Annotated in this window: 17 protein-coding genes; 4 read left to right on the forward strand and 13 right to left on the reverse strand. The window is 60.9% G+C overall.

Translation table 11 applies throughout. The annotated features are described in order from the left end of the window. The first annotated feature begins 30 nt into the window (after positions 1–30). Positions 31–2,610, forward strand: a complete 2,580-nt coding sequence (gene nuoG / locus J3P73_RS19965) for an NADH-quinone oxidoreductase subunit NuoG (protein WP_130692549.1) — start codon at positions 31–33, stop codon at positions 2,608–2,610. Positions 2,611–2,685: 75 nt separating this feature from the next. On the opposite strand, the gene J3P73_RS19970 is transcribed toward nuoG, so the two are convergent. Genes J3P73_RS19970 through nuoH form a run of 3 tightly spaced genes read right to left on the reverse strand, consistent with a single transcriptional unit; the run spans position 2,686 to position 4,750 of the window. After that, positions 2,686–3,126, reverse strand: a complete 441-nt coding sequence (locus J3P73_RS19970; RefSeq protein WP_018073594.1) for a CBS domain-containing protein — start codon at positions 3,124–3,126, stop codon at positions 2,686–2,688. 45 nt (positions 3,127–3,171) lie between these two features. Beyond that, entirely contained in the window at positions 3,172–3,738 is a 567-nt protein-coding gene (locus J3P73_RS19975; protein ID WP_017961924.1) for an NADH-quinone oxidoreductase subunit I, read from the reverse strand. Positions 3,739–3,748: 10 nt separating this feature from the next. Further along, positions 3,749–4,750, reverse strand: coding sequence for an NADH-quinone oxidoreductase subunit NuoH (gene nuoH / locus J3P73_RS19980; RefSeq protein WP_130659370.1), 1,002 nt, complete (start codon positions 4,748–4,750; stop codon positions 3,749–3,751). A 642-nt stretch (positions 4,751–5,392) separates the two neighbouring features. Between nuoH and J3P73_RS19985 the strand changes: the two genes are divergently transcribed. Genes J3P73_RS19985 through J3P73_RS19995 form a run of 3 tightly spaced genes read left to right on the forward strand, consistent with a single transcriptional unit; the run spans position 5,393 to position 7,370 of the window. Further along, a complete protein-coding gene (locus J3P73_RS19985) occupies positions 5,393–6,178 on the forward strand; it encodes an SDR family NAD(P)-dependent oxidoreductase (RefSeq protein ID WP_207579690.1) in 786 nt (261 codons plus the stop codon). A 13-nt stretch (positions 6,179–6,191) separates the two neighbouring features. Further along, entirely contained in the window at positions 6,192–6,971 is a 780-nt protein-coding gene (locus tag J3P73_RS19990; RefSeq protein ID WP_130692553.1) for a MoaF C-terminal domain-containing protein, read from the forward strand. A 9-nt stretch (positions 6,972–6,980) separates the two neighbouring features. Continuing rightward, positions 6,981–7,370: a nuclear transport factor 2 family protein gene (locus J3P73_RS19995; protein WP_024323627.1), complete on the forward strand. Its 390-nt coding sequence runs from the start codon at positions 6,981–6,983 to the stop codon at positions 7,368–7,370. A gap of 21 nt (positions 7,371–7,391) precedes the next feature. Here the strand turns inward: J3P73_RS19995 and J3P73_RS20000 are convergent, their stop codons facing one another. The 10 genes from J3P73_RS20000 to J3P73_RS20045 form a co-directional block, all read right to left on the reverse strand. Next, positions 7,392–8,330: a helix-turn-helix domain-containing protein gene (locus J3P73_RS20000; RefSeq protein WP_024323628.1), complete on the reverse strand. Its 939-nt coding sequence runs from the start codon at positions 8,328–8,330 to the stop codon at positions 7,392–7,394. Positions 8,331–8,340: 10 nt separating this feature from the next. Further along, positions 8,341–9,057, reverse strand: coding sequence for an SDR family NAD(P)-dependent oxidoreductase (locus J3P73_RS20005; RefSeq protein ID WP_130675703.1), 717 nt, complete (start codon positions 9,055–9,057; stop codon positions 8,341–8,343). A gap of 15 nt (positions 9,058–9,072) precedes the next feature. Next, positions 9,073–9,792, reverse strand: a complete 720-nt coding sequence (locus J3P73_RS20010) for an ABC transporter ATP-binding protein (protein WP_024323630.1) — start codon at positions 9,790–9,792, stop codon at positions 9,073–9,075. After that, the gene (locus J3P73_RS20015; RefSeq protein ID WP_003550310.1) at positions 9,792–10,496 is read right to left on the reverse strand and encodes an ABC transporter ATP-binding protein; all 705 of its coding nucleotides are present in this window, start codon (positions 10,494–10,496) and stop codon (positions 9,792–9,794) included. The genes J3P73_RS20010 and J3P73_RS20015 overlap by 1 nt, the downstream gene beginning before the upstream one ends. Next, on the reverse strand, positions 10,493–11,530 hold the full coding sequence (locus tag J3P73_RS20020; protein WP_024323631.1) for a branched-chain amino acid ABC transporter permease: 1,038 nt from the start codon (positions 11,528–11,530) through the stop codon (positions 10,493–10,495). Before J3P73_RS20020 ends, J3P73_RS20015 begins: the two co-directional genes overlap by 4 nt. Next, positions 11,527–12,393 carry a branched-chain amino acid ABC transporter permease gene (locus J3P73_RS20025; RefSeq protein ID WP_130773641.1) on the reverse strand — a complete coding sequence of 289 codons (867 nt, stop codon included), beginning with the start codon at positions 12,391–12,393 and terminating at the stop codon, positions 11,527–11,529. The genes J3P73_RS20020 and J3P73_RS20025 overlap by 4 nt, the downstream gene beginning before the upstream one ends. A gap of 84 nt (positions 12,394–12,477) precedes the next feature. Further along, the gene (locus J3P73_RS20030; protein ID WP_130675704.1) at positions 12,478–13,734 is read right to left on the reverse strand and encodes an ABC transporter substrate-binding protein; all 1,257 of its coding nucleotides are present in this window, start codon (positions 13,732–13,734) and stop codon (positions 12,478–12,480) included. Between the two features lie 69 nt (positions 13,735–13,803). Then, complete coding sequence (locus J3P73_RS20035; RefSeq protein ID WP_130665037.1) at positions 13,804–15,399, reverse strand: GMC family oxidoreductase; 1,596 nt, start codon at positions 15,397–15,399, stop codon at positions 13,804–13,806. 3 nt (positions 15,400–15,402) lie between these two features. Further along, on the reverse strand, positions 15,403–16,809 hold the full coding sequence (locus J3P73_RS20040) for an aldehyde dehydrogenase family protein (RefSeq protein ID WP_130692557.1): 1,407 nt from the start codon (positions 16,807–16,809) through the stop codon (positions 15,403–15,405). Between the two features lie 126 nt (positions 16,810–16,935). Further along, the gene (locus J3P73_RS20045; protein WP_397463100.1) at positions 16,936–17,880 is read right to left on the reverse strand and encodes a helix-turn-helix domain-containing protein; all 945 of its coding nucleotides are present in this window, start codon (positions 17,878–17,880) and stop codon (positions 16,936–16,938) included. Between the last annotated feature and the right edge of the window lie 43 nt (positions 17,881–17,923).

A 17,923-nucleotide genomic window follows, 5' to 3' on the forward strand; every position in this document is an offset into this window, starting at 1 on the left:
AGTGTGCTGGATCAGGGTTGTGAGGAAACCATGCTTAAAGTCACGATCGACGAACAAACGCTGGAAGTTGAGGCTGGCTCGACAGTGCTGCAGGCCGCCCAGCGTTTGGGCATCGACGTCCCGACCTTCTGCTATCTGAAGCGGCTGCCGCCGCTGGCTTCGTGCCGCATGTGCCTGGTGGAGATCGAGGGCGTGCGGCGGTTGCAGCCGTCCTGCGCCACTGCGGCCACCGATGGCATGGTCGTGCGGACGAACACGCCTCTGATCGAGGAAACGCGCTCTTCCATGCTCGACATGCTGCTCGCCAACCACCCCCTCGACTGCCCGATCTGCGACAAGGGCGGCGAATGCGAGCTTCAGGACATGGTAATGGCCTACGGGCCCCGCGAAAGCCAATTCCGCGATGACAAACGTGTGTTCCACTCCGAGGACATTCGTCTGAGCCCGGTCATCATCATGAACGTCAACCGCTGCATCCAGTGCCAGCGCTGCGTCCGGATGTGTGAGGAGGTCGTCGGTGCGGTGGCGCTGGGCACCGTCGAAAAAGGCATGGATACCGCCGTCACCGGCTTCGAGGGCAGTCTGGCGAGTTGCGACCAGTGCGGCAATTGCGTCGAGGTCTGCCCGGTCGGCGCGCTGATGAGCTTCCCCTACCGCTACAAGGCGCGCCCCTGGGATCTCGTAGAGACCGACACGGTCTGCCCGCATTGTGGCACCGGTTGCCAGCTGACGGTGGGCACGCGCAAGGGCGAGTTCATGCGAGTGCGCTCGAAGTGGGACGAAGGTGTCAACCACGAAACTCTCTGCGTGCGAGGACGCTTCGGCCTCGATTTCGTTGCAAGCCGGGACCGGATCAAGCTGCCAATGATCCGTCAGGATGGCGCCCTGGTTCCGGTTTCCTGGGACGAAGCGGGGGACTATCTGCGTCGGCGACTGTTGGCCGTCGAGAGCAAGGATGCCGGCGGGCTGGCCTCGCCTCGCCTGCCCAACGAGGTGCTTTATCAGTTCCAGAAGCTGATGCGAACAGTATTCCGGACCAACAACATTGATTGTTCGTCACGCTGGGCCGCGCCCTTCGATACGCTCGGCCCGCTATTGGCAACTTTCTACAGCCGCACGCCGCTGGACGACGTAATCGGCAACGACTGCGTGCTCGTCGTCGGAGGCAATATAACCGAGGAGAACCCGGTCACCGAATACCTGCTGCGGGACGGCGCGCGGCGGCGGCAGACCGGATTGCTCATGCTATCGGCGCGGCCATCGCGTCTGGACGCCGATGCCAGGGTGGTGGTTCGTGTGCCTCCGGGCGGTGAAGCGGCAAGCCTTGCGGCGGTGGTGGCCGGTCTCGTGGCGGCAGCTGGTCAGGCCTTGCCGGGCGGCGCTTTTGCGGACATCGACGCGGCAATCGGCAGGCCGGCGGCGGGCGCCGGCAGTGACGGGCCGGATCGCCTGGCCGCCGCGCTCCAGGAAGGCCGCAGCGTCACCGTGCTTGTCAGCGTCGACCTCCTGAGATCACCCGAAGCGCGCGCGACGCTGCAGCAGCTCAACAACCTGCTGCACGTTCTCCGCCTGCTCGGCAAAGGCCCGGCGATGCAGTTTCTCTTCGACCGTGCCAACCAGATGGGCGCCTGGGACATGGGGGGTCTGCCAGCGGCTCTGCCGGGGCTGCGGCCGGTCGCCGATGATGCGGCGCGCGCAACTCTTGCACGGAACTGGGGCGCCGAAATCCCGTCTGAGCCGGGCGCGGGTCTCGACGCCATGCTGGAACTCTGCGTCGGTGGGCGGATGGGCGCGCTCTACATCGTCGGAACCGACCCCCTGGTCGCCTATCCCGACCGGGACTTTGCGACGCGGGCGCTTGGCGCCGCCGATCTCCTGATCGTGCAGGACGCGTTCCTCACGGATACGGCGGGCATGGCCGAGGTCGTCTTGCCCGCGGCGGGCTACGGCGAGGAATCCGGAACGTTCACCAACAACGAGGGTCGGATCCAGAATGTTCGCAAATTCCGTGAGCCCGTTTTCGAGGCGCGAGGCAATCTGGCGATTGTCGACTTCGTCGCGGCGCTACGCAACCAGGCGCTGCGGCCATCGACGCAAGCCGAAATTTTCGACGAGATTGCCCGGCTGGTTCCGGCCTATCAGGGGTTGACGCAGGACGGGCTTGGCGCCGACGGCGCTTTCACCAAGGCGGTGCCAACACTACCGGCTGGCATGCTCCCTGCGCCGCCGCCCGTCCCGACAGCAGCCGACCGGCTCATGCTGATCACCGGCGACTGCCTGTTCCACAACGGATATCTTTCCGAACGGTCGGACATCCTGAACACGGTCGCCAACGATCCCTATGTCGCGATGAGCGCGCAGGATACCGCGGAGCTTGGCCTTTCGGATGGCGATCAGGTAATCGTGCGTTCCGGCCAGGGCGAACTGACGGCGCAGCTCAAGGTCGACAGGCGGTTTCCCAAGGGCCTCGTCTTCGTTCCGGAAAACTATAGAGCCTTGCGTCTCAACAGCCTGCTGCGGCGGGGCGAATATCCATGCGCGGTGGAAGTCCAGAAGGCGCATGCCACTCCTGAGGTCGACCGCCCAGGCCGGATCTGGCGTGGGGTCTGAAGATTTGGGGTCGGGGCACCGCAAGGCTCGGCGGCAAGCTGCCCGCCCCAGCGTCTTCACATCGAGTTGGCGACGTCAGTGATACCTGGTCCCGCAAATGTAATCCTGCAGATCCTGCTCTGTACGCTGCGCTTCGTCGAGCCTGTGTTTAACCACGTCGCCGATGCTGACCACGCCGACAACGTCGCCTCCATCCGTGACCAGCACATGGCGCGTACGCCGCTGGGTCATGATCCCCATCGCGACGGGCAGCAAATCCTGTGTCGAACACGTCGCCACATTGCGATTCATGATGTCCGCGACCCGCTTTGCCGCCGCCTCGGCCCCGTATTCCGCCACCGCATTGCAGCAGTCCCGCTCCGACAGCGTACCGAGGTATCTGCCGTTCGATCGGCTGACGACGACGAAGCCGATATTGTTGTCTCGAAACAGCCGCAGTACCTCCACCATCGTCTGATCGGGAGCAACTGCGATGACACCGACACCCTTGTTTTTCATGATTTCACCGACAAACATCTGAGCCTCCTTTTCGAGCGCTTCGGTTTGACAGCTGGCGCGCGTTCATGTTCGCCGGATATTCCGCCACCAGTTGTAGCCCTGCGTCTCTTTCGTCTCGACAAGTACGTCCTTCTTCGTATTCAGGCGCGCGGCAACCACGCCGCCGCCGGTTGCCGCCTTACCCGGCTTGGCGAGCAGATCATCGCGCCCGATCACCAGGTCAGCTGAGGAAAAACTCGAGAATTCGTATTGTTGGCCAAGCGCGATCGCGTCCGCCGGGCAGGCGTCTTCGCACAGCCCGCAGAACAGGCAGCGGGCCGTGTCGATCTCGAATTTGGCCGGGTGCCGCTTGCCCTTCTCGTCCTCGTAGGGGACGACTTCGATACAGTCGCAGGGACAGATCCGCGCGCAGAGTTCGCAGGCCACGCACTTGATCTCGCCCTCTTCATCACGCGTCAGGAAGTGATGCCCGCGATAGCGGGAGTAGGGCAGCCACTTTTCCTTGTCCGGATACTGCATGGTCACGGATCTGGAGAACATGTAGCCGAAGGTCAGAGCCAAGGCGCTCGCCAGATCGGCAAAGAACGCCCAACCAATCCATGTTCCAACTCTGTCCTGCGCGCGCGACATCGCCGCCTCGCTACGGAGCCGCTACGACCCCTAAAAGTACACCGGTTATAATTATGTTCGCCATTGAAAGAGGAAGCAAGACTTTCCATCCGATCGCCATCAGTTGGTCGTAGCGGTAGCGGGGGAAAGTGAAGCGGAACCAGATAAACACATAGACGAAGAACGCGATCTTGAGCACAAACCACAGGAGCGGTGGCAAGGGAATCAGAACTCCGTTCCAACCGCCGAAGAACAGGATCACCACCAGGACCGACACAAGCAATACGATGGCATATTCGCTGACCATGAAGAAGGCAAAGCGGATACCGCTGTATTCGGTATGGAACCCGGCCCCCAGATCACCCTCCGCCTCCCCCAGGTCGAAGGGAATGCGCTGCGCTTCGGCGAGCCCGGCGACGAAGAACACGAAGAATCCGACCGGTTGGTAGACGATGTTCCAGACATCGGCCTGCGCCCGCACGATCTCGAGCAGGCTCATGGATTGCGCCAGCATGACCACGCCGATGACCGCGAACCCCATCGGGATCTCGTAGCTGATCATCTGCGCGCAGGTCCTGAGGCTGCCCAGAACAGCGTACTTGCTGTTGGAGGCCCAGCCGCCGAAGATGACGCCATAAACCTCGATCCCGATCACCGAGAAAACAAAAAGGAGCGCCACATTCATGTTGGAGACGTAGAGCGTGATCTCGTGGCCGAGGACCGAGACAGTTTCGCCGAAGGGGATCGCGACGAACACCACAAAGGGCGGGGCGAGCGCCAGGATTGGCGCCAGTTTGAACAGGAACCGGTCGGCCTCGGCCGGGATGTGATCCTCTTTGGTCAGGAGCTTGATTCCGTCCGCCACCGGCTGCAACAGCCCGTGCCATCCCACGCGCATCGGCCCCATCCGCTGCTGCATGTGCCCGGCGATCTTGCGTTCCAGCCAGGTTAGCGGCAAGGGTAGCAACAGCAGGATCGCAATCAGCAACGCGACCTTCAAGACGATCAGGCCAAGGGCGACGATAAGTTCCATGATCCCGGCTACTTATTCATCGGGTTGAAGCGCACGACCGGACTTTGGCTCCGGCTATACAATGAGCACCGCGCGCACTTGTCAGACTACATGGTACAACGGCGACGCACCTCATACAATGCCGTCGCAGTTATGTCGTCGCTGGTTATGATGTGTCCGGGCTCAGGACGTTTTGCGACGAGTGGTTCGCTGTGCAAGATGAAAGCTTCGCGTTTCCGCCGGTTGCACCACGCCATCTTGCGGTTCAAAAACCGCCGAGGCTCTCATCGCTGCCTGATGAAAGTTCCGTGGCAGGTCAGCTGGCGTCCGGGGAACTGGACACCCAGCAGAAACGCAAAAAGCTCCTCGACGCTTACGCGGAGGAGCTTTCTGTCAAGCGACTTGCATGGGCAAATATTCAAGTATCGTTGGTTGCGGGGGCCTGATCGCACAGAGACTTGTAAAATTGGTCGAGATTCGAGGATATCTCTGAGGCGTAACGCCTATATATGGAATGCATATGGTGGCCTAGGCGCAGGCAGGCCAATCGACATCGTCTGCTCACCGTGGTCTGTGCACTCTCAGTCAAAACTTACTGCAGAAGTGGACACGACGGCTCCGCCGCTTTGGGCCATGATATTCCTCAAGGTGAGAGGAGACATCATGCGCTTTAAGAACAAGACCGCCTTGATTACGGGCGGGGGAACGGGAATCGGTGCGGCGGTCGCCCGCCGGATTCGGTTGGAGGGTGGGAATGTCGCGCTCGTAGGGCGACGTCCCGATCCACTCTACGCAGTTGCCGAAGAGATCGGAGCCTCGGTCGTTGTCGCCGATGCAGCCGACGGCACCAGCATGAAGGCTGCCGCTCTTGCCGTCACCGAGCAGTTCGGCAGCCTGGATATTCTCGTGGCCAATGCCGGCGGCCATGGTGTCGGCCCTACTGTCAGCATGTCAGACGAGACCTGGGATCTGGCCATCAGGCTCAACCTCAACACGGCCTTCGTCAGTGCGCGCGAAACGCTGCCGCATTTGATCGAGAGCAAAGGTAATATCGTCGTACTTGCCTCGATAGCGGGGCTTTTTGCCGGTCCGGATGCCGCAGGCTACGTCACTATGAAACATGCGTGTATCGGCCTGGCGAAGTCGCTGGCTCGGGACTACGGCCGTCTTGGCGTGAGGACCAACACCGTCTGCCCCGGCTGGGTGACGACGGCGATGGCCGACGAGCAGATGGAATTCATCATGGAAAAATTCAAGCTGAAGAGCATCGAGGACGCTTATGCCCTGGTGACGAAGGACGTGCCGCTTGGCCGTCCCGCAACGCCTGAAGATGTCGCCAATGCAGTCTGCTTCCTGGCCTCGGCGGAAGCCGCAATGGTCAACGGCGCCATCCTGACCGTCGACGGCGGAGCCGGGACTGTCGATCTGCCCACGCTCGCATTCACCTGAGGAGGAGACAATAATGAACCAGAATCCGAAAGACTGGAAAACCTACGATCAGTTCGCATACGGGATCGACGCGAACCGACTGCCGGCGACGAATGCCCTTTCCGGCTCATCCCACGCGATCGCCTTTGACGACGGACGCAAGCTTCAACTCACCTTCCACGATGACAATGTGCAATGGTCGGACGGCGATGACAGCGCAACCGACAAGGTCGAAGTCATCGAGGTTGCGCCCGACACCTTCTTCGTCGAAGTCATTTTCGCGGGTCGACCCAAAGAAGCCGAGACCTTGATCCTGAACGTTTCCAGCCGCCGCGTTCTCTCGATCTATTCGATTGTTCGCGAAAAGGAGCAATCCGTCGGAGAGCCGCAGGTGGCGCAGATTTTCCGACCCGGTATTCTCGAAGGCGGCGCGGTCAGCGGACCGGTGCCCGCCGAAAGCCGGGATCTGATCGGGCTAAGGGCGCATTTCACCTATAGCCCGAACCACGTCTACGAACATACCTATCTGTCGTCGCAACGCTATGCATGGCAATGCCTTGTCGGCGTGCAACGCGGGCACGGTGACGTCGACCTGACGACCACCTACAAGTTCGACGATGATCAGTACATCTTCACCTTCCGCGAATTCAAGATCGCTGTCGCCTCGACATTCTTCTACAATTTCAAGGATATGCGTTCAACAGGCAAATTCCTTGGCATCACTGGTGATGGCCATATCCAGAACACCCCGGCGGGCGCCTTCATCCGCAAGGCGTCGATGACCTACTATCTCCCCGGGCAGGAACCAGTTTGAGGCAGAACGATGCGCACAGCCTATGAAATCGTGAAGGCACACTACGACGCCAACGCGCGCCGGGATATGGACGGCATGCTTGCCGACATCGCCGCCGATTGCCGATGGACGGAAATGGATGGCTTTCCCTGTGCCGGCACCTATGTCGGTCCGCAAGAGGTTCTCAAAAACGTTTTTTTCGCACTCGGAGAAGCCTTCGACGGCTACACGTTCGCCCTGGAACGGCTGCTGGATGCAGGCAGCGACGTGATCGGAATCGGTGATTATGCCGGGACTTACAGACAGACCGGCAAGTCCTTCAAGGCGCGTGTCGTTCACGTCTGGAGCGTCGCAGACGACAAGATCCGGCGCTTCGAACAATTCACCGACACGCTGCGTGTAGCGGACGCAATGCGATAAACGCGTGGCGGCCTCGCGGATTCACGCCGGGCCGCCCTTTCTCCAATCGGAGGGCGAAAGCGCATAGCGGCCACGAAACGCCCGGGAGAAATGCGCGCTCGAAGAAAACCCAAGCGCAAAGGCAATCTCCGATATTTCGCCCGGGCGGCATGCAGCGTCCCGTAGTCGGGATGCGGCTCTTTCCAGCCGCAGGCTCCAGATATAGTCGGCCGGCGTCGTGCCCTCGGCCTCAAATGCACGATAGACGTAGCGAATGGAACAACCCATACGGCGCGCGATCATGCCGACATCGAGATCGGGCCGCGAGATGTGGTCCGAGACAAAGTCCTTCACACGCCGTCGCAGCAGGTCAAGGGAATGGGCGCTTGATCGTTCCCGCTGCGGATCGCCGATCATGGTGCGAACGAGCTCGATCATCGTCTGGCCGAGGCTGGCACGCACCGTGTCGTCCAACCTGCCGATCTCCCGGATTGTCGAATCCATCAGCGAAAGCAGGATGCGCTGCATCCCCGCATGTTCGGGCATGGCGACAAACGGCTCCATCAGCCGGTTGACCGCTTGAACTGGAAGCGCGCGACGGGGCAATTGCAGGAGAAGCAGGCGGACAGCCGTTCTGTTGGTCAGCACATAGGGACGGCTTGGATCATACATGATGCTCGCGCCGGCGCCGACTGGAACGCTACGGCCATTTTGGTTGAGGGACGAAAAGCCATGTGTCTGGAAAACCAATTTGATGGCATCGGGAGAGTCCGAGCCGAGGGTCACGTGCTCGCCAAAAACCGTGTGCGTATCGGCTTCCAGCAGCGTCAGGCGGCAGGTGCCGAGCATTGCCGACAACAGCCGGCTTTGATCTTCGTCACCCGATTGAAAATCGAGCCGCACATTGCCGAACAAGCTGCGGGCAACGCTCGGAAAATCCCTTCCCCCTGCAACTTTAACGGATGAGAAAACCGGTTCCATGCTGTCTTCCTCATGAGGTCAGGTAGCCGCCGTCGACCGGCAGGCAGACGCCGGTTATGTAGCGTGCTGCCTCGGACGACAGAAAGACGATCGCGTCGGCGACTTCCGCCGCCTCGCCCCATCGTCCCGCCGGTATGCGGTTTCTGATCGGCGCCGAAACGACTTCATCGGCAAACAATGCCCGGCTCAGCGGCGTTACGATCCAGCCCGGCGCGACGGCATTGACGCGGATATTCTCCGCCGCAAACTCCTGCGCCAACGACTTTGTCAGTTGTACGATCGCTCCCTTGCTGGCCGAATAACCTGGCCGATCTGCGGCGCCGAACGTCGAATACATGGACGCAATGTTGATGATGGACGAACCGGATGTCATCCGGCTGCGGCCCAAGCGACAACAATCCATGACGGACGTCAGGTTGATTGCTATGACCTCATCGAACTTCTCTTTCTTCCATTCGTCGCGATCGCGGCTGACGCCGGTGCAATTCACGAGCACATCAATCTGATTGAGGCTCGCGAAGAAATCGTCGAGAGCGCCGGGCTGAAGGACGTTGATGTCCCGGCTCTCGATCCGCTCGCTGCGTGGTCCGCCGGCGGCGCCAAGGCCGCAGCAGACGACCCGGGCACCGAGCGCAGCAAAACGCTCAGCCGTCGCAGCCCCAATGCCCGATGTTCCGCCGGGGATAACGACGGTTCGGCCGGTAAAAAGATCGTTGGCAAAGGTCATCGTCTCTCCTTGAGATCAGCTGGCGAGATAGGCGCCATGCAGGATTTCGGGATTGGCCCTCAACGTCGTGGAAGCACCGTCATAGACCAGCCGGCCGCGCTCCATGACCATCGCGTGATCGGCCAGATCGAGAGCAAGGTTGGCGAACTGTTCGATCAGGAGCACGCCGATGCCGTTTTGGGCTGCTATCTTTAGTGCTTCCGCCAGCCGCTTGACCACAGCCGGCGCCAGCCCAAGCGAAAGCTCATCGACCACCATGAAGCCTGGCTTGGCGATAAACGCCTGCGCCATCGCGACCATCTGCTTCTGGCCCCCCGAGAGATCGGAAGCCAGCTGGCGTTTGCGCTGGGCAAGTTCGGGAAATATTTCATAGGCTCTTTCGAGTCCCTCCCGACGGGCGGAAGGCGATCCATCGAAGGCAGCAACGAGAATGTTGTCTTCCACCGACAGCTGGCCCAGCACCCGATGGCCCTCCGGCACCAGCGCCAGGCCGGCCCGGCGGATGCGATCGGGAGAAAGCCCGGTGAGCGACGTCGCGTCGAGCCGCATTCTGCCGCCAGCGATAGGCAGGACGCCAGCAAGCGCCATAACGGTGCTCGACTTACCGGCGCCGTTGGCACCCAGCAAAGCGGTGATTTCTCCGCTTTTGATGGCAAAGGAGACATCGTGGATGACCCGTTTGCCACCGCGCTCGACGGCGAGGTTTTTAACGACCACGGATGAGATCGCTGCCATCAGAATTCCCCCAGATAGGCGCGACGCACGTTCGGGTCGGCAAGCACCGCTTCCGTCGGCCCCAGCGCCAGCAGCTTTCCATAATCGAGCACCATCGTCTCGCTGCACATCGCCCGAATGAGCTCGACGTCGTGATCGATCACCAACACTTGCGCTCCGACTTCGGCGGGGATGCGCAAAACGAGTTCGCGAAACATGCCGCCCTCCTCTTCCGTCAGGCCGGCGGCAGGTTCATCGAGCAGGATGAGCCTGGGATTGCCGATCACGCATTTGCCGAGCTCGACCAGACGGCGCTGGAACAGATTGAGCGACTGGCCGAGCTTATCGGTCACCGGTCGGAGGCCGACAAAAGCAAGAGCGGCATCGATGGCCGCGGCGCGATTTAGCGGCGCCACTACATGATCTGCGATCGCGGCGAGATTGCCCGACACCGTCAGATCCTCGACGACCTGCTCTGTCTGGAAAGACCGCCGGAGGCCGGCGCGCACGCGCTGCAGCGGTGCAAGGTCGAGCAGTTGTTCGCCATTCAGTGCGACGCTGCCACGAGCCGGCCTAACGAAACCTGAGAGAACATTGAGCAGGGTTGTCTTACCCGCACCGTTCGGGCCAATCAGACCGGCGATTGGCGCAGCAAGCGTCGCCGTCAATTCATTGATCGGCTTGACGCCGCCGAACTGGACGACAAGGTTGTCGATGGCGATCATCGCGCCCTCTCCTTTGCCGAACCGAATCGCAGCCGGGCGATCAGCGAGGCGATCTGTCCGGCGATGCCGGATGGTGCCGTCGCCAATGCCTGGAACAGAGCGACGCCGAAAATACCGATGGTCACATATCCATCGATCCCGAGATCGGTCAGCAGTGCCGGCACCGCCCGCAGCAGCAGCCCGGCAATCAGCGCTCCGTACCAGTTGTAGACGCCTCCGACGATCGCCAGGGCGAAGAGGTTCAGGCTTTCGAAGGCGCCAAACGCACGACCATCGAGCTGTCCGACATTTCCGGCAAGCAGTGCACCAGAAACGCCCGCGAGGAAGCCGCTGAGCGCGAATGCCCATGCCTTGTAGGTCAGCACATTGACGCCGCTTGCAATGGCGACCGTCTCGCCCTTGCGGATCAGAGCCCAGGCGCGGCCGGGTCGTCCCAGTTTGTGCCATTGGGCGATCAGCAGAGCGATCGTCGCGGCAAGGCAAACATAGAGGAAATAGCCGACGGCTCCCTCGGCGATTTCAGGCCGGGGAAGCATGGCACGGCCGGAACCGTCGGCGCGGCCGAGAAAACCGCTGCCGCCGTCGGGAAAGCCCCAGGCGCTGATGATGATCTGAAACGCCCCCGCGAGCATCAGCGTGACCAGGGCAAGATAAAGCCCCCTCAAGCGCAGCGCCGGCAAGCCGAAGGCAAGGCCGACCACGGAAGCGACGATGCCTCCGGCCAGAAGGCTGAATTCGAACGGCGGGTGAAAGGCGTGGCCGACACGAAGCGTTACCCACCCGCCAACCCCAACGAGCGCGAATTGGCAGAGCGAGACCAGGCCGAGCTGCCCATAGAGGATCGCCAGCCCCGCCACCGAGAGCGACAGCGCCACCGCCGACGTTGCGGCCGACAGCCAGTAGGAATTGGCAAGACACGTGACCACGGCAGCAAACAGAGCCATCGTCGCGGGAACTTGAAGAAGCTGTTTGGGAAAGCGGGCCACCGGAACGCGCTCCGGTAATGCCTGTATCGTCTGTTGCGAAGTCATCATCGGTCCTTCAATACGGCCTTGGCCGTACTCCCCAAGATCGTCACCGCGACGAGCGCGATAATGAAAGGTGCGGCGGCGCGATAGGGTGAGATCCAGCCGACCGGGGTGAGCGCAGCTTCGGCAATGCCGATCAGAAGCCCAGCGACAGCCGTTTCCCAAAGCGAGCGCAGTTGGCCGAGAATTGCCGCCGCGATCGCTGGGATCACCAGCAAAGTCAGGAACGTGCCCTGGAGGCGGACGAGGTCGGCAAGCAGCAGGCCGGCGAAACCGGAAAAAATGCCGGTAATGACCCATGCCGCCGTTTCTGTGTAGAGAATGCGAACACCGAGAATTGCGCTCAGGTCGCGGTCGTTGGCCAAGGCTCGCATGTCAAGGCCGAGGCGCGTCCGATTGAGCAGCAGTGTGATCGAGCCAACCATCACCACAGCAAGCAGGATGGCGATGATGCGCGTATAGGTCAGGCGAACACCGAAGAGGGAAATGAACATCTGGTCGGTCGGAAACTGCAGGCGACGCGGCAGCTCACCCCAGATAATTCCCATCAGGGCGATCAGCACCAAGGCCGGCGCCAAGGTCCCGACGGCGCGCACGACCGTATCGCGATGCGATAGCATAGGCGCAAAGATCCGCCCGTAGAGAAAGCTGATCGCCGTGGACACGACGACGGCCGCGAGGATGGCCACGGAAAGCGGCATTTTCCATTCGAGAAGCTGCCAGGCGCAATGCGCGCCGATAGCACCAAACGCGCCGGAGGCGAAGTTAAGGACCCCGGTTGCCCGAAAGAGGATGACAAGGCCGACGCCTGAGAGGGCATAGACGGCCCCAATTCCGAGACCCGATATCAGAAATGGTAAAAAGGTCATGAGCGGATTCCGATGTGCGGCCGAAGAGACGGCGGGCAGCGTATCCCGTGGCCCGGACCACGGGATGATGCGTGATGCCTCAATTTATGGAGCTATTCCGGCGCTTTTTTCAAAGGCGCGGATGTCGGCCAACTCCGGATCGGGCGATGGCGCGCAATCGGAAATCACCTTCCACTTGCCGCCTTCGCTGACTGCCATGCGCGTCGTTGAATTTGCATTGTGGCGCGGCTGACCATCGCCGAAATACCAAGGCGCGCAGAAAATATCGCTGGCAAAGCCCTTGACCTGCCGGATGGCGGCACTGGTGCTTTCGCGGGTGATGTCCTTGGGATCAAGTGACATCAGTGCCTTCTCGGCAATCCGGGCGGCAAGATATCCGGCCTGGGCGAACGTGTCGCGCGGATCGGACGGCTGACCATATTTGTCCATGACGGCAAGCCAGTTCTGATTGTCGGGCGTCGCGGCCTCGAGATCGTTGAACTCCATGTTGACATAGAAATTACCATCCCAGCCTGCGCCAATTGTACCGGGCACCGAAAGATCATAAGCCGATGCCGCGCTCAGGAACTTGATGGTCTGGTTGAGCCCCTGTTCTTCGGCCGCGGTCAGAAGCGGGATTGTGACGCCCTTGGGAAGGCCGAGGATAATGACATCAGGCTTGGAAGCCGCCGCCTGCAGGATGATCGAGGTCGAGTCGGCCGTACCGGGATCCATCAGGATCGTTTCCGCCGTGAAGCCTTTTTCCTTGGCTAGGGACTTAATGCCGTCGCAGGACCATGTACCGACGTTCGGGATGTTCGGACCGATGCAAACGACCGACTTTGCCTTGAGCTGATCCAATGCGTAGCCCATGGCGCCCAGCGTGGAGACGCGCGGTCCGGCATTCGTCGCGGCGTAGTTTTCGGCAAAGAAGCACTCGCGAGGAACGCCGACGCCAGCGACGACGAGAATGCCGGACTTCTTGTAGAAATCCGCGTTTGCGCCACATTCGACAAAGCTCGAATTGCCGACCATCAGCACTGCCTTCTCGTCGTTGACGAGCTTGGCGGCCAGCTGAGCGGCCGTCTCAGGATTCCACTGATCGTCTTCGACCAGATATTTGACCGGCCGCCCCTTGATCCCGCCATTGGCGTTCAAGCAGTCGAAATAGGCCTTGGCCGCCCTGGTTGAATTCGAAAAATCGTCCGGACCGGTTTTGCCGGTGATCGCACCGATGACAATCGGTTCACCGGTCGCGGCTTTGCCGGTATTGTCGCCGCAGGACGCAGCGGCATGAGCACTGAATGCCGAAAGCAGCATCAGGCCGAGGCCGACCACCAGCCCCCTCATATCTATTCTCATCGTTTCCTCCTCCAGTTTCCGTTATTGTCCGCACTCCCCGCGAACGTCTTCCATCGTGGAATCTCTGCCTCAGCCGGCGATCGCCTTGCCTGTCATGAAGGCGGACGCGCGCGCCGCAATCATCATCACCGGAGCATTGGTGTTGCCCGATACCAGCGTCGGCATCACCGACGCGTCGCATACCCTCAGACCCTCGACGCCGCGCACTTTCAGATCGGCCCCGACAACCGCCATCGGATCGTCAGCTCGCCCCATGCGCGCCGTGCCCGCCGGATGGAAAACGGTCTTGGCGGTCTGGCGGATGTAGTCTCGCAATGCCGCGGGATCACTTTCGACCCCCGGTTTCGGCAGGACGCGTCGCTTGATAAGCTTCGCAAGTGCTGGCGCATCCAGAATGCGGATCGCTGTCTCGACACCGCGCACCAACGTATCGAGGTCGGCCGGGTCCGAGAGGAGATTGGCGTTGAACTCCGCCCTGTCATTCGGGTCGGCGCTTCTGAGACGAATGGTGCCGCGCGAGCGCGGCCGAAGGTAACAGGGGCCGATGCTGAGACCATGACCGGGTTCGGGATCGCGGTCGACGAAGCCCACAAGAACCGGCAGGACATGGAACTGAACATCCGGCTGGCCGGTGCCCGCCGTATCGACGAAACCACCGCATTCGACGACGTTCGATGAAAGCAGGCCACGATGCGACAGCAGGTAGCGCGCCATGTGTCCGGCGGCGCGAATCCCACTGTCATGCCCGAGGATGGAGATCGGCTCGTGCGTTTCGCCTTGAACCGGCGCTTCGAGATGATCCTGATAGTTTGCGCCGACGCCCGGCAGGTCGGCCACCACATTGATGCCGTGAGAGCGGAGATGCTCGGCCTCGCCAATGCCCGAAAGCTGCAGGATCTTGGGTGTCGCGATCGCACCCGCCGTCAGGGCGATTTCCTTGGTAGCGGTGAATATGGTGCCATCCTGCAACGCGACACCCGTCGCCCGCCGACCTTCGAACAGGATGCGGGCGACCTTGCGTTCGGTCAGGATCGTGACGTTCGGCCTTATCTCCGCGTCGCGCAGGAACGCCTGCGCGGAACTCCAACGACGCCCCCGGTAAGTCGTACTCTGATAGAACCCGACGCCTTCCTGGTCTGCACCGTTGAAGTCGGGATTATACGGAATGCCGACTTCCGTGGCTGCCTGAATGAAGGCTTCGCTCAGCGGATGGCGGTGACGAGGGTTCGAGACGTGCAGGCCGCCGCTGCGGCCATGAAATTCGCCACTGAGGCTCTCGTTATTCTCAAGCGATCGGAAAGCCGGCAGCACATCGTCGTAGGACCAGCCGTGACACCCCATCTGCGACCACGTATCGTAGTCGTTCCTGTGGCCACGGATGTAGATCATCGCATTGACGGAACTGCCACCGCCGAGCACGTTTCCCTGCGGGGTAATGCAAGGGCGGCCGTTGAGGCCCTTCTCCGGCTCGGAGGCATAGGGGTGAATGTCGACACCCTTGCCGAGAACCTTAAAGAAGGTCGCTGGAACATGGATCCAGCGATCGGTGTCACGCCGACCGGATTCGATCAGCAGGACCTTGTTTTCCGGGTTCTCGGAGAGCCGGTTTGCCAGCACACAGCCGGACGATCCGCCACCGACGATGATATAGTCGAAGTTCGCCATGGCTCAGCTCAACACCGTCTGGATCGTGGTGAATTCCTTCAGCCCTTCGGAGCCGAACTCGACACCGATGCCCGATTGTTTGACGCCGCCGAAGGGCGCGTTCGGCTGGATCGTGCCGTGCTTGTTGATCCAGACCGAGCCGCATTCGAGCTGCATTGCGTAGCGCTTGGCTTTTTCGGCGTCTGCCGACCAGACAGAGCCGCCAAGCCCGGCGGGATTGGTGTTGGCGCGGGCGATGACCTCATCGATATCGGTGTAACGAATGATCGGCAGTGCCGGCCCGAACTGCTCTTCGTCGACGAGACGAACACCATGGTCGACGTCGGCAACAAGCGTGATCGGATAGAAGTAACCCGGCCGATCGATCGGCGTGCCGCCGGCGAGAATTCGGCCGCCATTGGCGCGCGCATCATCGACAAGTTCGCGAACTTTGTTGAACTGCATTTCGTTCTGGACCGGGCCAAGAATGCTGGTTTCGTCAAGGCCGTCGCCGATCACGATCCTGCCGGCGTAGTCGGCAAGCCGTGCGCAGACGTCTTCATAAATGCTGTCGTGCACATAAAGGCGCTTCAGCGCTGCGCAGGTCTGGCCGTTGTTGATGAAGGCTCCCCAGAACAGGCCCTCGGCGATCTGTGCAGGGTCGGCATCGGGAAGAACGATACCGGCATCATTGCCGCCAAGCTCGAGCGTCAGGCGCTTCAACGTCGCGACAGCCGAAGCCATGACCTTCTTGCCGGTCTCGGTCGAGCCTGTGAAGGTCATCTTGGCGATGCCGTCATGGGCGGAAAGTGCTGCACCAATGCTGTTTTCGCCGGTGATGACATTGACGACGCCGGGCGGCAGCACTTCATTCATGATCTCGACAAGACGGATCGTCGAAAGTGGTGTCAGCGGCGAGGGCTTGATGATGACCGTATTGCCGGCTCGCACCGCTGGCACGATATGCCAGCAAGCGATCATCACCGGCCAGTTCCAGGGTGTGATCGAACCGACGACGCCAATCGGCTTGCGATGCAATTCGACACGTCCTTCATTGTCGTCCTGCAGAATTTCGATGGGCAGATTCAGCTCTGCCGTATGGCGTGTCCACGCAAGTGCACCACCTATTTCAAACCGGGAACCGAGACCATTGAGAGGCTTGCCCTGCTCCAGCGTCAAAAGGCGTGCAAGTTCCTCGCCATTGGCTGCGATCTTTTCGGCAATGGCGCGACAGGCGGCCTGGCGCTCTTCTTCCGACGCCTGGCTCCAAGTGCGAAAGGCGGCTGAGGCGACGGCAACGGCAAGGTCGAGATCCGCCGCCGTCGCCAGCGGCATCTGACCGACGATTTCGCCGGTCGATGGGTTGCGAACGTCGGCATAGGTTGCGGTCTCGATGCGTGCTCCGCCGATGAACAGACTGTACTGCTTCACGATTGGCTCCTCCCTGAGCTTTGGAAGGAGTATGACGGGGCAGAAGAAAGCCGTCTTGGGCAGGAGCGCGCCGCGACTTGGTTTCAAACGCAACAGGCCGTCGGCTCATCAAGTATTCAAACTGCACTATTGTGCGGTTGATGTCACCGGCCTGAGCAGATCGGTCGGCGCGCAGTCGAACAGATCCTTGAAGCTGCGATTGAAATAGGAAATATCATTGAAACCGGCCGAATAGGCGACTTCCGCGATCGTCCTTGGGCTTCTTTGATCTTTGATCTGCGCGATCTTTTCACGCACGAGGCGCAACCGCTTGTCACGGATGACCGTGGTGCAGGTCATGCCGATACCTTGAAAATCCTGCTGCAACGTGCGGATGGATACGCCGATCCGTGTCGCCAGCCACTTGGCGCTGAGATCGCTCTCGGTCAGGTGTCGGTCGATCAGTATGTCGACCATTTCCAGCCGCCGCGAAGCGCTGTCGTTGAGAGCGGACATGGCCTCGCCGTTTGAGACGAAGGCCTGTCGCGTCGCATTGAACATCAGGTGCCGCAGATTGGCAGACGCGGCATCCGATGCCGAATTGGACATGATCTTCGCCACCAGCGCACGCAGCATCATTGCCATCGGGTCAAAGGCCTCGAGTTTGCGGGCGATGTCGAAATCGATCGGGCTTTCGGCATACATGATCTGGCGTGGCAAATGCAGCGACAGATGATTGCTGAACTGTCCACCGAAATGGAATGTCGTGGGCCGGGTCGAGTCGACGAGAATGCAATCACCGACATCCAGGACTGCCTGGAGGCCGACGTGCTCGAGACCACAGGACCCTTCGAGCTGCATGATGAGAAAAAGGTGTTCGTTGGCGTCGCGGCGAATGTCATCCCAATCTCGATGGACGCGATCGAGATCATTGGAAACATGGGCGAACTCCATACCGCAGACATCGATACGCCGGGCTGCCCCCGTTACGGCCTTGCCGCTCTCCATTGCTTTCGGATTGAAGTTGCCGCAGATCGATTGGAGATCACTGGTCCATTGATCATAGGGAACGGTTGCCCATGCGTGTTGCATCAGGGCCTGATTGTTCAAGAGCTCCAACTCTGCCTCCCAACAG

It is taken from the genome of Rhizobium ruizarguesonis (assembly GCF_017357285.1).
Taxonomy (GTDB): Bacteria; Pseudomonadota; Alphaproteobacteria; order Rhizobiales; family Rhizobiaceae; genus Rhizobium; species Rhizobium ruizarguesonis.